At 59.4% G+C, this 17694-nt stretch carries 12 protein-coding genes and 4 pseudogenes; 7 read left to right on the top strand and 9 right to left on the bottom strand.

Annotated elements, in window-relative coordinates; translation table 11 throughout:
* Positions 1-123 precede the first annotated feature (123 nt).
* The 4 genes and pseudogenes from HV670_RS32415 to HV670_RS27300 form a co-directional block, all read right to left on the bottom strand.
* Positions 124-335 (bottom strand): annotated as a pseudogene (locus HV670_RS32415) (low affinity iron permease family protein); the annotation flags it as partial.
* A 293-nt stretch (positions 336-628) separates the two neighbouring features.
* Positions 629-1765 (bottom strand): glutathione-independent formaldehyde dehydrogenase, encoded by a 1137-nt coding sequence (locus tag HV670_RS27310; protein WP_175108110.1) that lies wholly within the window; start codon positions 1763-1765, stop codon positions 629-631.
* A gap of 499 nt (positions 1766-2264) precedes the next feature.
* Positions 2265-2768, bottom strand: coding sequence for a DUF421 domain-containing protein (locus HV670_RS27305; RefSeq protein ID WP_175108109.1), 504 nt, complete (start codon positions 2766-2768; stop codon positions 2265-2267).
* A gap of 82 nt (positions 2769-2850) precedes the next feature.
* Positions 2851-3447, bottom strand: coding sequence for a ParB-like protein (locus tag HV670_RS27300; RefSeq protein ID WP_175108108.1), 597 nt, complete (start codon positions 3445-3447; stop codon positions 2851-2853).
* 237 nt (positions 3448-3684) lie between these two features.
* On the opposite strand from HV670_RS27300, the pseudogene HV670_RS27295 reads away from it, so the two are divergent.
* Positions 3685-4336 (top strand): annotated as a pseudogene (locus tag HV670_RS27295) (PLP-dependent transferase); the annotation flags it as partial.
* Positions 4337-4495: 159 nt separating this feature from the next.
* Here the strand turns inward: HV670_RS27295 and HV670_RS32410 are convergent.
* Positions 4496-4665: pseudogene (locus tag HV670_RS32410) on the bottom strand (trehalose synthase); the annotation flags it as partial.
* 788 nt (positions 4666-5453) lie between these two features.
* Here HV670_RS32410 and HV670_RS27285 point away from each other — a divergent pair.
* A complete protein-coding gene (locus HV670_RS27285; RefSeq protein WP_175108107.1) occupies positions 5454-6476 on the top strand; it encodes an SGNH/GDSL hydrolase family protein in 1023 nt (340 codons plus the stop codon).
* A gap of 310 nt (positions 6477-6786) precedes the next feature.
* On the opposite strand, the gene HV670_RS27280 is transcribed toward HV670_RS27285, so the two are convergent.
* Complete coding sequence (locus HV670_RS27280; protein WP_175108106.1) at positions 6787-7218, bottom strand: hypothetical protein; 432 nt, start codon at positions 7216-7218, stop codon at positions 6787-6789.
* 63 nt (positions 7219-7281) lie between these two features.
* Here HV670_RS27280 and HV670_RS31400 point away from each other — a divergent pair.
* Together HV670_RS31400 and HV670_RS27275 are read left to right on the top strand one after the other, a co-directional pair.
* Positions 7282-7407 (top strand): annotated as a pseudogene (locus HV670_RS31400) (IS481 family transposase); the annotation flags it as partial.
* A 326-nt stretch (positions 7408-7733) separates the two neighbouring features.
* On the top strand, positions 7734-8891 hold the full coding sequence (locus HV670_RS27275) for a hypothetical protein (RefSeq protein WP_175108105.1): 1158 nt from the start codon (positions 7734-7736) through the stop codon (positions 8889-8891).
* A gap of 486 nt (positions 8892-9377) precedes the next feature.
* Here the strand turns inward: HV670_RS27275 and HV670_RS27270 are convergent, their stop codons facing one another.
* Positions 9378-11216: a thiamine pyrophosphate-requiring protein gene (locus HV670_RS27270; RefSeq protein WP_175108104.1), complete on the bottom strand. Its 1839-nt coding sequence runs from the start codon at positions 11214-11216 to the stop codon at positions 9378-9380.
* A 640-nt stretch (positions 11217-11856) separates the two neighbouring features.
* Here HV670_RS27270 and HV670_RS27265 point away from each other — a divergent pair.
* The gene (locus HV670_RS27265) at positions 11857-12165 is read left to right on the top strand and encodes an acylphosphatase (protein WP_175108103.1); all 309 of its coding nucleotides are present in this window, start codon (positions 11857-11859) and stop codon (positions 12163-12165) included.
* 426 nt (positions 12166-12591) lie between these two features.
* On the opposite strand, the gene HV670_RS27260 is transcribed toward HV670_RS27265, so the two are convergent.
* On the bottom strand, positions 12592-12738 hold the full coding sequence (locus tag HV670_RS27260) for a hypothetical protein (protein ID WP_175108099.1): 147 nt from the start codon (positions 12736-12738) through the stop codon (positions 12592-12594).
* Positions 12739-13372: 634 nt separating this feature from the next.
* Here HV670_RS27260 and HV670_RS27255 point away from each other — a divergent pair.
* Both HV670_RS27255 and HV670_RS27250 read left to right on the top strand, forming a co-directional pair.
* Positions 13373-13693 carry a hypothetical protein gene (locus HV670_RS27255; protein ID WP_175108102.1) on the top strand — a complete coding sequence of 107 codons (321 nt, stop codon included), beginning with the start codon at positions 13373-13375 and terminating at the stop codon, positions 13691-13693.
* Positions 13694-14356: 663 nt separating this feature from the next.
* Positions 14357-15403: a porin gene (locus HV670_RS27250; RefSeq protein ID WP_175108101.1), complete on the top strand. Its 1047-nt coding sequence runs from the start codon at positions 14357-14359 to the stop codon at positions 15401-15403.
* Positions 15404-15475: 72 nt separating this feature from the next.
* Here HV670_RS27250 and HV670_RS27245 read toward each other — a convergent pair whose 3' ends face one another.
* Positions 15476-16801, bottom strand: coding sequence for a PQQ-dependent sugar dehydrogenase (locus HV670_RS27245; protein WP_175108100.1), 1326 nt, complete (start codon positions 16799-16801; stop codon positions 15476-15478).
* Positions 16802-17694 lie beyond the last annotated feature (893 nt).

The raw sequence follows: 17694 nt of genomic DNA, 5'->3' as shown, positions 1-17694 counted from the left end.
TCGAGAGACCCGCTTACACGGCCCTTCAGGGCAAGAAAATCGAACCAATCGCGTCGCTGATCTCGAATTCCGAAATTCAGCAGCAAACCGTCGGCGAAAACGGCGACTTCTTCAGCATAGCCTTAGGTCTTTATCCTCAGGTTCTTCGAGATCGAGCAGCCCGTTGTGCACATCTTCCATTGCGCGGATCAGCTCGTCGAGCTCGATCTGCATCGCCACAGTGTCGCGGTTCTGCGTGTTCTGGATCAAGAAGACCATCAGAAACGTGACGATCGTCTTCGACGTGTTGATCACGAGTTGCCATGCTCGCTGTAGTAAAAAAATGGGCCGGTGATGGCTCATACGATCACAAAGGCGACGGCCACCACAAAGGTGGCGGGCCTTCCGGTCATCGTGGAAAGGTAGCTCGCGAATTTCGAAAACCACGTGCTGTTCATCATGATCTCCGGTAGTCGGGTCAATGTACCGGATGATGGCATAGTGCAGGAGTCGCTTCCTTTCTATGGGTGTGAATTGCAGCAGTGAATGAGCATCGGGACACCGATGCAGTCTCTCCAATTCGCGACTCGATGCGATATGCCCCCACTCGCCGTGGGCCTTGACTAAAGTGGCGGACTTGGGCTTGGGCTTACGCCGCCGTTTTCAGTACGACTTTCGTCCATCCTTCGTCCCGCGCATCGAAATGCGCGTAACCTTCTGCGGCCTGCTCGAGCGGCAATTGATGTGAGATGATTTCGGACGGTCTCGCTTTCCCGGCAGCAATCAGGTCTCGTAGCTTCCGGTTGTACGCCTTAACGTTCGCCTGGCCGGTCGCGATATGTTGCCCCTTCATCCACAACTGGCCGAAATCCAGCGCAATCTGCCCTTTTTTTGCGAGCGAGTCTTCGGCTTTCGGGTCCTCCGCGACGAAGACGCCGACCACACCAATACCTCCGCTCGGTCGGACCGCTTTTATGAGATTGTTCATCGTGGCGTTGGGTACCTCGTGCCCTTTGCAACTGCACTGGTATCCGACGCACTCACAACCCCTGTCTGCTCCTTCCCCGCCAGTCAGCTCCATGACCTGGTCCGCCGAAGAGCCATCGCTATCGTCAATCGGAATGGCTCCGAGTTTTTCGGCAAGCGCTAACCGGTCCGTATGCGTATCGACGACCATCACCTTGCTCGCACCCTTTATCGAGGCCGAGAGGGCGGCCATCAGGCCGACTGGACCAGCACCATAAATGACGACACTGTCGCCTGGCTCGACGCCTGCGAGGACGGTCGCGTGATAGCCGGTGGGAAAAATATCTGACAGCATCACGTAGTCGTTTTCCTTTTCCTCGGCATCAGGTGGTAATACGAGGCAGTTAAAGTCCCCGAAGGGAACCCGGAGATATTCGGCCTGGCCGCCGCTGTAAGGACCCATGCCGGCGAAACCGTAAGCTGCGCCTGCCACGCCCGGGTTCGTCGTCAGGCAAAAGCCGGTCAGTCCTTTTTCGCAGTTTTTGCAAAAGCCGCAGCCAATGTTGAAAGGAAGGCAGACATGGTCACCTACCTTGATGCGTTCAATACCTGCGCCGACTTCGACGACGACGCCTAGATTCTCATGCCCGAGAATGCGGCCAGTTTCCATGTTCGTGCGACCCTCATACATATGTAAGTCAGAGCCGCAAATATTGGTAGTCGTGATCTTGACGAGTACATCTGTCGGCTTTTCAATTTTAGCGTCGAGCATTTCCTTGACCACGACCTTGCGGGGACCTTCATAAACGAGCGCTTTCATTTACGTCTCCAGGGGAATTGGCGGCGCCGCCCAATGGGCAGCGTACTGTTCGGGGCAGCATGTCGCGTGCCTCGACTGTCGGAGTCAGCTCGTTTCACGGGCTCGCCCCCTTGCCAACTGGCCTGGTGGTGCACGGCGACGGTCGGGTATTGAAAGGCTCTCGCCGCGCGTTGACGGGCTGGTTGGACTTGGATGGGCTTCATGGAGGTTCCCCACGGCCGAAAGACCCGGCCCCGCTTCGCCGAGCGCATCCCACGCGCGTGGCCGAGCGGCGGTGACGCAATTCATTCCCGGCGTCAGAAAGGTTACGAAGGAGCGGCCTCGAAGATCGCCAGCATTTGGCCCGGGAAATCGAGTCGGCGGAGGAGACTGGCACATGATTGCATCTGGCCGGTGAGACCGCCGGGATCGATGTGCGCGCCCTGCAGCGCTGGAAGCCTAGCAGAGGGCTGGTCGTGGGCGATCGGCGGCGGCTACTGAACCTATATCTTGCGGACAGTTACTGGGGTGAAGTTTCGTTCGACCGGATAATGCTTATCTCTCCGTTGCGCTCGAGAATCGCGCTTCCCACGCTATCCAGTCCACGGACGCCCAGTTCACGCCGAACCGTCTCCAGAATGTCGGTCTTTGTAACTAGCGCGGCCGACATTTCCCGTTCATTAAATCTACCGTCACGATAGACCTCCCGCTCCACACCGCCGACCAACAATTCTAGTGTCCGTGAACGCCCGCATGCCCACGCCAGCGCACGATGTACCAGGACGATAACGAGCGAAGCGACGAGAGTTGGGATGGCAGGTGAGGCGCCGACGATAACACGGCTCAGCGTAGCGCCGAGGAGGATGGCGACCACGTAATCGAAAGCGGAGCGCTGGCCGAAAGAGCGGCGTCCTGATATACGGATAAGAGCAAGCGCGGCAAAGAAAATGGAAGCGGCTCGCATTCCCATCTGTAGGGAATTCAGATCTTTTCCCTCGCCGAATAACGCGATGAGCGCTTCCATGTTTGTCTCCTTCTGACCTGTTGACACAGATACTGGACGCGTCCAAATTGTTTACAGGCGACGTGCTTCAGTTCCTGGTCACCTACGTTCGCTCTTTTCCGATGTAACCCGGCAATCCAGCGGCCCGCCGGCTTTTTGCAAGCTTGAGCGCCTGTCGTTTCACCGACGCGAATTCCTTGTCAGTTTGCGGATAGGGGAGATAAGTACGAAACAGGTCCGCCCACCTGAACTCCTCAAGAGGGACGGCCGTTTTTTCGTAGCCCCCGGCGTCACGAACCGAGGCCGCAAGACTGCGATATTCGTCGTCGACGAGTTCCCATACATGTTTCGGCAAGTCTTCGAACGTCCTTCGCCGCCCTTTGCCATCGTATGGATAGACCCAGCGATGGTTCTCCATCGATAACCAGAATTCCTGATAGGGCAACGACGATAAATCGGCGACCAACAGTGCGGGCATCGACTTTATCCCGGCATGCCACAACGCGGTCGCGACATGGTGATGGTCAATGGCGAACGGCGAACCGTCCGGACCGATGACGAGCGGCACAGGCTTTTCTGCAATCGCCATATCGAGTTCATGGCCGGAAAGCGATTGGTAGAACCGGGTCTTCGCGCGTATCTCGCGCAGACCGTGGGTCAACTGGGTCGGTCGCAGATTTTTAATGTTTGCGGTCCTCAAGGCTCCTCCCGTGGCAAGGAATGCGCGGCGTCGGCCATCACCACGGTGGGCTGTTCGGGCCATACCAGGCGGCCCCAGTGGTTGCGTACTTCAGGTCGTTCGCTTTCGGCCGAAGTGAATAAGCTAACGCTTCCTCGATCGGTTGTCGCACGCATCCGCGTACCGACGAGTCGGTGGCCAAGCCGCTTTCCTTCAAATGGAACACTCGCAAGTACCGGTCCTGCTCGTTTTTTTGCCAAGTATCTCGGTGGCCACGGCTCGAGCCTGGGTGGTGCGATCGTAGATTCGGGCAAGTTTCCATGGGCTGAGTACAAGCAACGCTTTCGCAGGCTCAACGAGCCCGACGTCAGCTATCACGGTGTCGTCTATACTGACGTGTTCCGGACCTGCGGCGTATATCGGTCGCGCGTGCGTCGTTCCCTTGCGTAACACCGGTGCGGCGATTTCGCCGTTCAACGTGTTCCTCATCTTCCAGGGCATCGAGACGCTGGGTTTGCGCGTCGACCGGATCACTGAGAACGCGGTACGCATCGCGCGCCACCTGCAACGCATGCCAAGGTCGAATGGGTCAACCATGCGAGCCTCGTCGATCATCCGGATCACGCGCTCGTCGCCAAGTATCTGTCGGGCAAGGCACCGGGCATCCTGACCTTCGGTGTCAAGGGCGGCAGTACGGGTGGGGCGCGTTTCCAGGATGCCCTCAAGCTGTTCACGCGGCTCGTCAATATCGGAGACGCGAAGTCGCTGGCCGCACATCCCGCGTCGACCACCCACCGGCAACTCTCGGCAGAGGAGCTGGTGAAAGCGCGCGTGCGCGAAGCTTTCGATCGGCATCGAGCATATCGACGATCTGCTGGTTGATATTGATCAGGCGCTCGCAAGCGCCTGAAGCACCACTGCGACGAAGTCCAGACGCCCCATGGTGTCGTGACGTCGGTCATCACGACACGATCGCTGGATGAACTCTAGACCTCGCTGCGTTTGAGCAGATAGTCGAGACCTCCTACGCGATTCCAGGGATAGCCATAGGGCCCGAGCACCACCGTACGCGAAAGAGCGGCGTTCCCGGCGACGGAGCATCACGCTATACGCGAGTTCGAGGCGACGCCGGTCGCCGTCGAGCATCGGCGCGAGCCTTCGGCGAATGCCACGCTCGTAGAGTTGCATGTCAGGCGTCGGGCCGAATGCGGCGAATACGGTGTCGCGCTGCTCCGGGGTCCTTTTCCTCGAGTTCGTCGAGATCGACAGCGCGTTATGTGCACCTTCCATTGCGCGGATCAGCTCGTCGAGCTTGATCTGCATCGCCGCCGTGTCGCGATTCTGCGTGTTCTGGATCAAGAAGACCATTAAAAACGTGACGATCGTGGTCGACGTGTTGATCAAGATGCGTCGCTGTGGTGAAAAAACGGGCCGCGATCGCCTATACGATCACCAGGGCGACGGCCATCACAAGTGGCGGGCCTGCCGGGCATCGAGGAAAGGTAGTTCGCGAATTTCGAAAACCACTTGCTGCTCTTCATGATCTCCGGTAGTTGGGTCATGCACCGGATGATGGCATGGATGCCGGAGTCGCTTTCTTTTGCAGGCACTGGATGAGGACTACCAGGTGTCCACACGAGACGATCTATCGCAGCCTTTCCGGCAAACTGCAATCGGGCAAGGCCTTTCACCGAGCCCCCAACCTCGAAACGCGCGATGTACGCACATTCTTTGTGTGCCTTTCTCTCCGCGACGATCTGCGCGTCGCGCTCGAAGCTGAGGTCCCGATGCCTTGGATCACGAAGGCGGCCGGCCATTGACGTTGACGCAGCACGTCTCATGGACGCGCTACGCGAGGTTCCCGATGGACACCTCGATGCCGTAGACCGGATGACGCAATGTCCGCAGGAATTAAGAAATCAGGACGATGGGGCATCGTTTTTGCTCCGCTAAGGTGCTTATCGCAAGAGCGATTGGCAGGCTGTCGATAGGCCCGCCGTGAGGGCGGCTGCCAGCGAGGAGGAGCTATGCTAGGAAGCAATAACAAGGTACGTGCCGCAATTCTTGCCCTGGTGATTTCACTGTTTACCGCATGCGGCGGGGGTGGAGGTGGCTCAAGCAACGGCAGTGGCACGGCCACTCCGGCCGGCGGCATTGGTCTTCAAGTTGTCTCGTTCGGCGACAGCCTGTCGGACGTCGGGACCTATACGCCAATCGCTAGCATGGTCGGCGGGGGGCGTTTCACGACCAATCCGGGGCAGGTGTGGACTCAGGATGTTGCTCAATACTATGGCGATACGCTTAGCGCTGCGTTTACGATCGACATCACCCATAAGCTGAGTGCGCAAAGCGGCCTCGGCTATGCTGAGGGCGGCGCCACGGTGGCGACGCCAGCGAACTTGTACGACTTCCTTGCCGACGTGATCGGCAACATCGAAATGCCCGTCAACCAGCAGGTTTCGAGCTATTTGGCCGCTCACGGGCGCTTTAACTCCAATCAACTGGTGCTGGTCTGGGCTGGCTCGAACGACGTGCTTCGAGCCGGAGCGCCGCCGGCCGCGGCGCAGACAGTGCAGACGGCGGCAACCACCCTCGCTCAAGTTGTCGGCCAGATCGTTCAGAACGGCGCCACTCATGTCGTCGTGGTGAATGTTCCGAATGTCGGTCTATCGCCCAAAGGCATCGCCTCGTCCGACGGCGGGGCAAATTTGACCCAATTATCGCAAATGTTCAACGATGGCTTGAACGGCGCCTTACAGGCCGATGGCCTGCAAGGCAGGGTCATACAGATCGATTCTTATACATGGGTGAACGAGATCATCGCGAACTTTCAGGCCAATGGTTTCGCCGTGTCAAACACCAGCGTTGCCTGCGATCCTGCAAAAACGCCCGATGACACGGCATTGCTGTGCTCGCCTATAACCTACGTGACGGCCAATGCCGACCAGACGTACATCTTCGCCGACGACCTTCATCCGACGACGCGTCTGCATGCACTTTTCGCCCGGTTCGTGGAGCAGCAGATTGCCAAGAGCGGTCTTGGTCACTAAGCCTTGGAAAATCCGTTCACGTTCGTCTTTCTGAGCATGGCCCATGCATGTTGGCGTGCTTGTTGCCAATCGCGATCAACTGACTACTGCCGACTGCGTGAGACGATAGTCGGTTATCAAGCCCCTTTCGCGATTTGGCGGTGAGGCGTTCGGGCTGCTGCTTCCATTGACAGGGAAAGAGGACGCTGACTATCACAAACCGGTTGCGCGCAATCCAGAATACGGCCCGAGCAGCGCACCCCACCGTCGGCACTAACCGGATTCCCGGATCTGATGCCGACGTCCATGAGATGACGGCACAGACGATCGATCAGTTTCGCGTACCGGATGCGCGTCGTCGTCGTGTCTTCGGCGAAGCCCGGCTCGGGGCCGGAAAGGAATCAACATGATCCGTGCCGAACGTGCTCAGCGATAGCCCATGCTCGACCAGATTGCGGGTGAAGCGATCGAACATGGCGCGATGCTGGATGATCGAAAGCGAATCTCCGGTTCGCCTGAAAACCTTGACCTCAAGTAAGCGGCTTCTCCCCGGCGGATGACATTGCCCATAAACCTCTTTGTCAGGGCATCCTCGATTTTTGCAACTACGCCATTGCTGAATGGTGTCGGTGTTGTTCAACTTCGCGCGAATCTTGACGACTATTGGGATCAGACAAAAGCGGAAGTCCAGCTGGTCGCGCAGGAAGGAGGGCGGTGCTTCATCTGCAGGAAGGAGGACGAAGAGGCGGGGATCCGCTCGCATAGGGGAATCCCTACGAGGAGAAGGCTATGGCAGCTTTCGTTGCGGCGGGAATGGCGGCCTGCTGACGCCCGGCTGGACCAGTACAACACTGAGCGCGAACATCAAGGGCGATGGTGCTATGGCAAGACGCCTATGCGGACCTTCCCCGACTCACTCGAACTTGCCAGGGAGAAACCGATTCCTCACTGAATCGCCTTAGCCAGTTTCCGACTACCTGTCAGGTCCGGTCCAGGCTAATACAGATAAACCGCGCCGACTTAGACAGCGAATATTTGGAGAGCTTCCCGAATCTCGCCGGCACAGTCCACAGCCTCTGCGGCAGCGACGCCCCCAAAACATGGCCGAGTGCGTTATCCCCTGTCCGGCCCGAAGACCGCAAGGCGGCCACCTCCCGACCCTTCAGTCTTCTTATCTGATGCCGTTAACGATGCTTGCCACACGCCAACCCATGAATGGCTCGTATGGCCCTGCTTTCATCTTCATAAAATATTTGAGCTTAGGAACAAGGAAAGAACATGAAGTACGCATTTCGCCACGCGATGGCAATTCCTGCTGCTGCCCTCGTCGTGACGCTCGCCGCATGTGGCGGAGGTTCTGGTAACGCATCATCAAGCGCCAGCGGCACTTCAACGGGCACGACGAGCGCCGGTGGCACGGACCCCGTTGCGGCCCTATCCGCAGCGACAGCTACAAGCCTGGGCGCTACCCCCCTGTCCACCAGTTCCACGCAGGATGTCTACGACTTGACGGCTACCATCGGCGACAGCTGGCGGCTAACCGTTGATACCAGCGATCCCGCCGCGCCCACTTTCACCATCAACGTCCAAGCGACTCAGTACGCGTTGACTAGCACCAGTCCGTCGCCCGTTAGCAAGTCAGTGAACGGCAGTTTCACTACATACACCGGGCAGGGTCTAAACGTCACTGTCGATACCCGCACAAGAATCATTTCCGGCACTGTGATGGTGGGGGGGAAATCGTCCTCGGTTACCGGCACGGGATATAGCGTGACAGACGGTACGAAGCTGGCCGGAACCTACGCCTATGTGGGCCGCACAACAGACGATGACGGATCATCCTCCCCGTATCTCGCTGCCGGAGAATTTAATATCGCGAGCACGGGCACCGCTGTGACGGTCTGCCAGAGCGGCGTCTTCAATGGGGCGGGCTGCACTCCAGTAGTCAATGGTCCCGCAACGCTGAACCTGACCATGGCCTACAACTCGGCCTTGCCGGGGTTTGAGCTTAGCTCGAACGGCCAGCGCGTTGGGATTGCACGCGTGGCTGCTGGCGACCGTGGTCCGGTGTTTCTTGTTGACTGGTACGACTCGACACTAACAAGCTCTCCCGTTACTCGAACAGGCCTTCTCGGCGGCGTGAAATTGGCGACGCTCGCCGGCAACGAGTTCAATGGCTCGTGGGTATGCACCGATGGAACGACGCCAACTGTCAGCGGCACCGCGGTCACAGCGGCTGCCGCCCAATTCGCCCTCGACTACAACAAGCTGCCTGTGCTGGCGGCCGCCGGGAATTCCGCAATCGCATTCGAGGGCCTGGCTGCGGTGATGTCGAGTTCCTCCTATACCGGTCAATTCGTGCTACCGATGTCGGCCGGCCTGGCCCTCACGGGTACATTCGGCACCGACTCCCTGGCAGTCTGCGCTCAGCAATAGGTGCGAAGCCACGAGTTTCATGCGCCTTGCCTCTCGTATGCGTCGGTTCGCCTTTGATCGTGTCCGAAGTGCTGGGATACGGAAAGGCGAGATAGTGCTTCCCAAGGCTCGCAACTCGATGCGCGGCGAGCGCGCGGTGTCTTGCGATCGTGGTCCCACGTCGCGCCGGAAATTAATGCAAGACGCGACTCCAGGACTTGTTACCGCAATTGCCACGCGAACGCTCGCGCATCGGATGGCGCCAATGGAACCGGCAGCGCCGCCGGCGCTGCGCCTTGATCCGCGTTCACGAACGGCGAAGCGAGCTATCGCGGCACAGGGTCGGCTCAATGGTCATTGAGCGCTGGGCGGTTCGTAACGGGCCCAGCTTAAAGCTCACCAAATGAGCGCCAGTTGATGTCCATTGAGTGTTTGCTAATCTGGTCATAGACGATGGATCTCGGGTGTATAAGAGAACAAGGTATCGGCGCGGTCATGGCTGCATGGTCATTTGTCGTGGTGGCTCGGCAGGACCGTTGCTAGGACCTGCTTAGCCGTTTCGAGGATCACGTTGGCTTGATTGGGGTCGCCTTTCATCAGCGTCAATGCAAACGCTTTGGCCTGCGCGAGCGTGATATGCGGCGGCAACGGCGCGATATTCGGATCGGCCTTCACTTCGATGACCACCGGTCGATCTGCGGCGAGTGCTTCGTCCCATGCTGCGCCCATCTGCTCGGCGTCGTCGACGTAGATGCCTTTCAGGCCGATCAACTCTGCGAACTTGTGGTACGGCACCGAGGGGATATCCTGCGAGGCCTCAAACTTGGGATCACCTTCCATCACGCGTTGTTCCCACGTTACCTGGTTGAGGTCCTGGTTATTCAGCACCATGCAGATCCAGCGTGGATCGGCCCAGCCTTTCCAGTACCTCGAGACGGTAATCAGTTCGGCCATGTTGTTCATCTGCATGGCGCCATCGCCCACCAGAGCGATTACGGGGCGTTCGGGAAACGCGAATTTGGCGGCGATGGCGTACGGCACGGCAGCGCCCATCGATGCGAGTCCTCCTGACAGGGAGCACATCATTCCGCGCTGCACTTTCAGATCGCGTGCATACCAGTTTGCACACGATCCGGAGTCGCTGGTGACGATCGAATTGGCTGGAATCCGCTTCGACAACTCCCATACCGTGCGTTGCGGATTGACTGCATCCTTGCCGGATTCGTGTGCGCGCCTGTCTAGTGTTTCCCACCAGTCCTTGGTCCAGCCTTCGATTTTTTTGCGCCAGGCGCGATCCTGCTTTTCGTCGAGCAGCGGTAGCAGGGCGCGCAGCGTCTCCACGCTATCGCCAACCAGGTTTACTTCCATCGGATATCGCAGGCTCAGCATGTCGGCCTTGATGTCAATCTGCACGCCGCGGGCCGCGCCTTCCTTTGGCAGAAACTCGGCGTACGGGAAGCCCGATCCGATCATCAGCAACGTGTCGCACTCGGTCATCAGGTCGTAGCTGGGCTTGGTTCCGAGCAAACCGATCGAGCCAGTGACCCAGGGCAGATCGTCTGGTAGCACGGCCTTGCCGAGCAGTGCTTTGGCGACACCCGCACCGAGTCTTTCCGCGATGGCAATGACCTCATTGGTGGCGTGCAGCGCGCCCGCACCGACAAGGATGGCGACTTTCTTGCCGGCGTTGAGTACGTCGGCGGCCTGCTGAAGATGGTCCGCATAGGGGATGAGGCGCGGCGCACGATAGCCTACGCCCGAATGCAGCGTGCCGTGTTCGTGGCCGGGTGCTTCGTACGCCAGGTCTTGCAGATCGTTCGGCAGGATGATCGCCGTGACCTTGCGTTCGGCAAGAGCGGTGCGCACGGCACGGTCGACGAGATGACGCACTTGCGCGGGGACGACGGCCTGCTCGACGAAGGCGCCGGCCACGTCCTTGTACATGGAAACGAGGTCGAGTTCCTGCTGATAGTGGCCGCCGAGTGCGGCGCGGGCTTGCTGACCGGCGATGGCAAGGACCGGCATATGGTCCATGCGGGCGTCGTAGAGGCCGGTGATCAGATGCGAAGCGCCAGGGCCCGACGTGGCGATGCAGACGCCGAGCTCCCCCGTGAATTTGGCGTGGGCCGAGGCCATGAAGGCGGCCATTTCTTCGTGGCGGACCTGGATGAATTCGATGGGTCCGGTAGGGTTCTCGTTCTTGTCGTTGTTGTTTTTAGCCTTCTGTTGGGCTCGATTCAAGGCACCGAAAACCCCGTTGATGCCGTCACCCGGGTACCCGTAAATGCGCCGTACCCCCCACGCGTGCAGCCGCTCAATGAGGAAGTCGCCAACGGTTTGAGTCATTGAAGTCTCCTGACATCGGTTGAAATGGAGTCGCCGCAAGTCTTGTTCCGCGCTATTGCGGACCGTAATGCCCTTCAATGCAAAGTGCCGTCCGAATAGCAGTAATGGCGCGGGGTATGCGGGTGGAGGACGATGGAACGCGCAGGGCGTGCCGTGTTATACATCTGCTGTCACGCGTCGCGGCAGTGCTCGAAGCGCGCGTGCATGCGCGGGACTTATGCCGCTCGCCAACCTTTTCCTCGTCACGCTGGAAATGCCTGAAGAGTTGTTCGGGAACGTTTACGAGCTCGAGTGCCGGACGATTGGAACACCTTGGGGGTCACCCCCGGCATCGACAGTGGCTGGTTGAGGGTAAGGCGATCGCGATGCAAGTTCGGTTCGTCGTGTGTACAACCGATCGCAACGTGGTCTACTGAGGTTGCTGACAAGCAACGCTTCGACTTGGACCGGCGTCTGTTTATCTGAGTCGTGCTCTGTTTGCGGCCTGCGGCATCCGTCGATCGTCGCCGTCGAGAGTCGTTCGCTCGAAAAGACCGCGGCGGCTAAGGAAGAGTTGAGCACAACGGTGCATCAGACGACTGAATACGCAGCCGAACCGCCTCACGGAACCGCGCACCAATGTCTAACCGGAGCCCCGCCCATGGAATCTCCCGCTAGGGACGAGCCGCTTGAAACCAGACTGGTGTACGTGCGTGGTCAGGTACAAGGCATTGGCTATAGGCAGGCCTGCGTACGCCGCGCCACAGCCCTAGGCGTTACCGGCTGGGTCTGCAACCTTATGGACGGTTCCGTGGAGGCGGTGCTGCAGGGCTCGCCGGAGCAACTGGCAGAAATGTGTGCGTGGCTCATCGACGGCATGTCCGCAGCGCTTGTCGAGGAGCTCCAGGTGACCGCGGTGCAGCCACCGTTTGCCCGCTTTGACAGCTTTGAGCGCATGCCTACCGTGTGAGGGCACGCAAAGCATCGAGTTTGGAACGCTTCCTGTGTTTCCGGTGCCGTCTGGGGGCCATATCCGGCCGAACGCGCCTCGTAATAGATGTCAGGTCCGGTCCAGGCTAATGCACGTGATTCCCGTTATGCGATTCGACGGTTCATAGCGGGGAACGTGCCGCGTCGCAGACGTAGTGCCCGGCGCGCCGGGCCGATTTCCTCAAGGAATGCAAACCATCTAGCGTCTGCGCCGCAATTGTCGTGCCGCAGTGGGCTGGATCTTGCTGCCGGTTTTGCATCAGGAACCAAACGAAACGTTCCACTACACGCTCGTCGCCGACGTTTTCTGTAGCGCATTTCGCATGCAGATACCAGGATGAGACAGTTCACGTTGCGCAGACGGTGTTGAGACGATCGCGGACCTGTCAACCGCCCCCGACCCCCTTTATGACCTTGCCGGTGCCGCCACAGGTCGAACAATCTTCTCTTCCCGTTTGCCGGTGCCGTTGCAGTCGGGGCAGATGTCCTCGCCGGTGCCGTCGACGCCTGGTTCAGCTTCGTCGCCGGGGTTGAGCTTAGGAATGGTAGTCATGCGCGCGCTCCTTGCCTTCTGATCGATAACACGGGAACGCGCAAGAGCGATGCCGCGGCTCTCACCTATTTCGAAAGGCACCCTCTTCGTGGGAACGGTGTGGCTGCGAATTGGAAGATTCGTTGTCCCGTGAGCCTCAAAAACACCAGTGCGCTCCCTTTCTTCTTAGCCGGCCCCCATAGCCTTCTCGCGCATGGCCGAGCGGCGCACATTTCCGCAGAGCGGACACCCACCTTACTCCGCATGTCACTGCTACCGACATCAAGCCACACGGTCACCGCATTTGGTCGACCGCTTTTTCTTCACATTCCCTATGAGCGGCTACCTTAAAGGTATTGCCAGCCGCCTAGAAAATTTTTTTTATTTATAGGCATGGCGCGTGCTCGTTGTACGAGGGTTCCACGAATGTGGAAACGGGTCGGCTTGGCTGTCGACCGCTTGAAGGCAGGCGATCGCGTCTGCCTTCCTCTTTCAGCGATATCGGTTGCGGCATTTGCAAGAGCCCCCGCAAGGGACTGACCGGCTTTTGCCTGATCGCGAACCCGGTCATGGCTGGCGCCGCCTACTGCTGCGCAGGCATAGGTCAGTATCAACACTCATTCGGTTCGATCGTCCTTCTGAAAGGGGAAATGCCATGTCTTCGAAGAGAAACGTCCAACTGCTTCACTACGCCGGCCGTGCGCTGATCGCGCTGTGCATTGGCGCGTCGCCTCTTGTCGCACTCGCGCAGCAGGCTAGCAGTCCGACCGCATCGGATCCGCAAACCGGTGCGTCTGCGCACACGGCCAAACCCAGCAAACACAAGAAGGCGATGAGCGGCTCGTCGAATGCTGAGCCTAACAGCACGGGTGGCGCCAGCAACTCGCCGAATGCTGTGGGCGGTGGCAACGGCACGCCCGCCAACACGAGCGGCGGTGCGACGGCGCCGGAAAAGGGCACCAGCGGCGGTAACTGATCTCGCGGGATGCTTCGTGCGACGCCGGTCGGCTCGTATGGCGGGCGCATTGTGGCGGGCCGTCGACGAAAGCCGGCGGCTAGCTGATGCGCTTCTTCCGATCGGCCGACATCACGGTGACGCCTTCTGGGGCGAAGCGCCTCGCGAACCCCATTGGGTGCCGCCCCGGTCACGATGACCACCTTGCCCGAGAACCTCCTTCGCTTGCCGGGGCACTCGCTATCGCGCCCGATGTGTTACTTGACCAAACGCACGTCAAACCTCGCCCTTCAGGGCGGGGAAGGATAACGCGGACGGCATAGCCGTCCTTTTTGGCGTTCAGTGCTGCGTGCGCCACATGTGTCGAGATAGGCGCCCCGTCCCAACTGCCAGCGAAATAGGACGGCGACCAAAGCGCGACGCCCCGCAGCTTGCGCCGGAGTTCTAGGTCTCTGGTCTTCGTAACAGTGCAGCGGCGAAAGCGCTTCGTCCTTCCGATCTCGACCGGTTGCGCAGGGTCACGCATAGATTCAGATCTGCGACTTGAGAGGACGCGATGGGGGTTACTGTGGGTAGCTGAGAGCAGTTTCGCCAAGGCATACTTGCGAGCTTCGCCGGGCAGTCTTCTCGTTTTTTCTGAACCAGAATCGCGCGATTGCGCTCTTGCTCCGGAAATCGCAGCCGATGACCCATGGCGTTTCGCCGGTCCACTGCACGTTCGCGCGGCTATGCCTGGTCAGCGCGGGCCATCTACTCTTTCCACCCTCTGCCGTTGCGCAGGGTTCGGTTACGCTTTATGGCTTACTCGACACGAGCCTCGAAGTCACGAATCCCGGTTCGGGATGGGCGGCACGGCTGGATTCCGGTGCGTACCGCGGTTCGCGTGTCGGGCTGCGGGGCCGCGAATCGCTCGGTGCCGACCTCCAGCTGGTCTTGGCACTGGAAAGCGGTTTCAGCAGCGCGGATGGCGCCCTGGCAATCCCCGGCACGCTCTTTAACCGACAGGCATGTATCGGCGCGCAGGGTCGGTGGGGCGAAGTGCGGGTCGGGCGGCAGTACTCGCCGCTTTACATTCCATTCAAAGGCGACCTTGACGCATTCGGCGCAGGCACGATCGCATCCGGACTGAGTAATCTGTCGAAGATCACGCCCTACGCAAGCAACGCGTTTACCTATCTGTCGCCGATGATAGCGGGCTTCACCACCACGCTCATGGTCGCCATGCGCGATTCGTCGGCGAACGACGGCAACGGTATCGCCGGATACTACGTGATGTTTGAGTATCAGCTTGGCGCCATGAGTGTGCAGTATGCGCGGCAGCAAACGCACGGTGCCGAAGCGCTACGCGCCAATGTGGGTGGCGTGTCCTACGACTTCGGAAGACTGCGCGGCTGGCTTACGTTTTTCAACGGCGATGGCGGCTCGCCGGCATACCATGCCGCCGGCGGCTCAATATCGGCTCAGTACTGGTTTTCCACGCAGTCCCGAGTGTCCGTTGGCTATGCGCGCGCGCTCGAGTGTTCTAGCGCGGGAGCGGGCGCAAACCAGCTCAGCGCCGCATTTGAATATGATGTATCGCGCACGCTGCAGCTGTACTTCAACACCGCCTATCTATCCAATCGCGGCAGCGCCACTTTTACGTTACGCAGCGTGAATGTGACCGGTTTGCCCGTCGCCTATCCGGGTGCGCCTGTGCGCGGCGTGCAGCTCGGATTGATCAAGCGCTTCTAGGCTTCACGCGGTCTGACCTGCGATGACTCGCGACCGGCGAGAGGGTGGACATGCGAGCAACCCGCGACGGCATCATTGCTGCTTGGCCGTATCGGTAGGCGCCACACGCCAGATGGCTTTGCCAACGTCGTCGGCCACCAGCAACGCGCCCCTCTGGTCGATCGCGACGCCGACCGGTCTACCTTGCGCATGTCCGTCGGCAGTGAGAAAGCCAGTCAGGAAGTCTTCCGGCACGGCGGTGGGTTGTCCATTTTCGAATGGCACGAACACGACTTTATAGCCACTATACGGCTTGCGATTCCACGATCCATGCTGACCGACGAATGCGCCGCCCCAATAGTGTTTGGGAAATAGCCGCGCGGTGTAGAAGACCAGTCCGAGCGATGCGGTGTGATTGCCGAGCGCGTAATCGGGCGCAATGGATTGCGCAACCAGATCCGGGCGTTGCGGTTTGACTCGCGTGTCGACGTGCTGGCCATAGTAGCTATACGGAAAGCCGTAGAACGCGCCGTCGCGGACTGCCGTCATGTAGTCCGGTACAAGGTTATTGCCCAAGTCGTCGCGCTCGTTGACGGCCGTCCATAACGCTCCGCTCTCCGGTTGCCACGAGAGACCGTTCGGATTGCGCAAGCCGGTTGCGAAAGGCCGTAAGTTCCCGGTTGCTACGTCGAACTCAAGGATTCGGGCGCGGCCGTCTTCCGCGGCTACCCCGTTCTCGCCAGCGTTGCTGTTTGAACCCACCGTCACGTAAAGATGCTTGCCATCGCGATCGGCCAGAATGTTTTTGGTCCAGTGATGATTGATCCGTCCGGCGGGTAGGTCCGCCACCTTCACGCCCGGCGCGCTGAGCGTGGTCTCGCCCGCTCGATAGGGAAAGCGAAGCAACGCATCCGTGTTGGCAACATAGAGCTGATCTCCGATTAGCGCCATACCGAATGGCGAGTGAAGGTTTTCCAGAAAAACCGTTTGTTGCGCCGCGATGCCGCTTCCGTTGGCATCGCGTAACAGCACGATCCTGTCCGGACTGGGCACGCCAGCCCCCGCACGCTTCATCACCTGCTGCCTGATCCACCCGAACACGCCGCTTCCTTCGTCGTGCTCCTCGGGCGCATCGCTTTCGGCGACCAGCACGTCGCCGTTGGGCAGCGTGTACAGCCAGCGGGGGTGCTTCAGGCCTAGCGCAAATGCCGTAACATTGAATCCTGTCGGTGCGATCGGCATCGAGTCGGCTGTGCGTTGTTCAGCCCGCGCAATGTTCACTGTTTGTAGCAAGGACGACTGCGGGGCAGGTAATGCCGGACGCAAGCCGAAGCCCGTATCGGTCGCTGCTTCCGGACCGAACGCGCACGCCGCAAGTGGGAGTGCCAACCAGCCGACGACAAAAGCTAACTCACGCATGGGCTTTCCAATATGTTCTATTGAATTCAACGCCTAGAGCAATATTTCTGCCTGCTGTCGATGCCGGACAGTGCAATCCTGACGAGGTCGATTGGTCGCATACCGGCCTACCTCACCCGTCACTCATTCATGGAGACCGTTTTTGAATTATCGAAGGGAGTGTTTCTTGGTCTGCGGCCGCCTCCGTGGTTGTGCCAGGGCTCATCAACATGTTCGGGGCGCCATCTGTATACGCGAGTTTGAGATCAGCCCGGCCACGCCAGGCATTTTTGGCGCGTTACCGAAACGGTTCTCGATTGCCACCAATATGGCATCGCGCACCGCGTCGCCACTTTGACCGACGGTCGTGCCGAGAAACCAAGCGACGCTTCGCGGTCACAGCGATCCTAAGCGAATGACATGTGCAGCCGCTGCAGTTGGCTATGCCATCGGTCAAGTCTTTGTGGCGCAGTTCATCGAGATCGGCGGGGGCTAACCCGATCGCGCTCGATATAAGTCTATCCCATTAACCAATACATAAAAAAAGCCGCCCCAACTCCGGGGAGAGTGTAGGGCGGACCTTAAGTTCAAAGCCGCACAGGGGCGTGCGCGTTTCGATGATACGCCTAAGGCATAAGACCGCAATCACGCTGAGGCCGCAAACTATTTGCGCCGTCGATTGCGCCATCCATGGGCGGCGGCCTTGCGGTGGCTTTTATCGCTTCAAGCGTGCGGACAGACTGGCCGGTGGACAAGCACGCTTCCGTCCTCTCTCATCCATTGCCGCGCAATCAATGCATGGAGCTAAGGATTCGCTGATCAATTGACTTCAGCTACACGATGCATGCATGCTGAAGGCGATGCGAACATAACGGTACGGACATGAAGCAACGCAGCTTTGCAAGCGCCGAGTA

This window comes from Pararobbsia alpina (genome assembly GCF_902859895.1).
Taxonomy (GTDB): Bacteria; Pseudomonadota; Gammaproteobacteria; order Burkholderiales; family Burkholderiaceae; genus Pararobbsia; species Pararobbsia alpina.
This window is presented reverse-complemented; position numbering and strand designations above follow the sequence as displayed.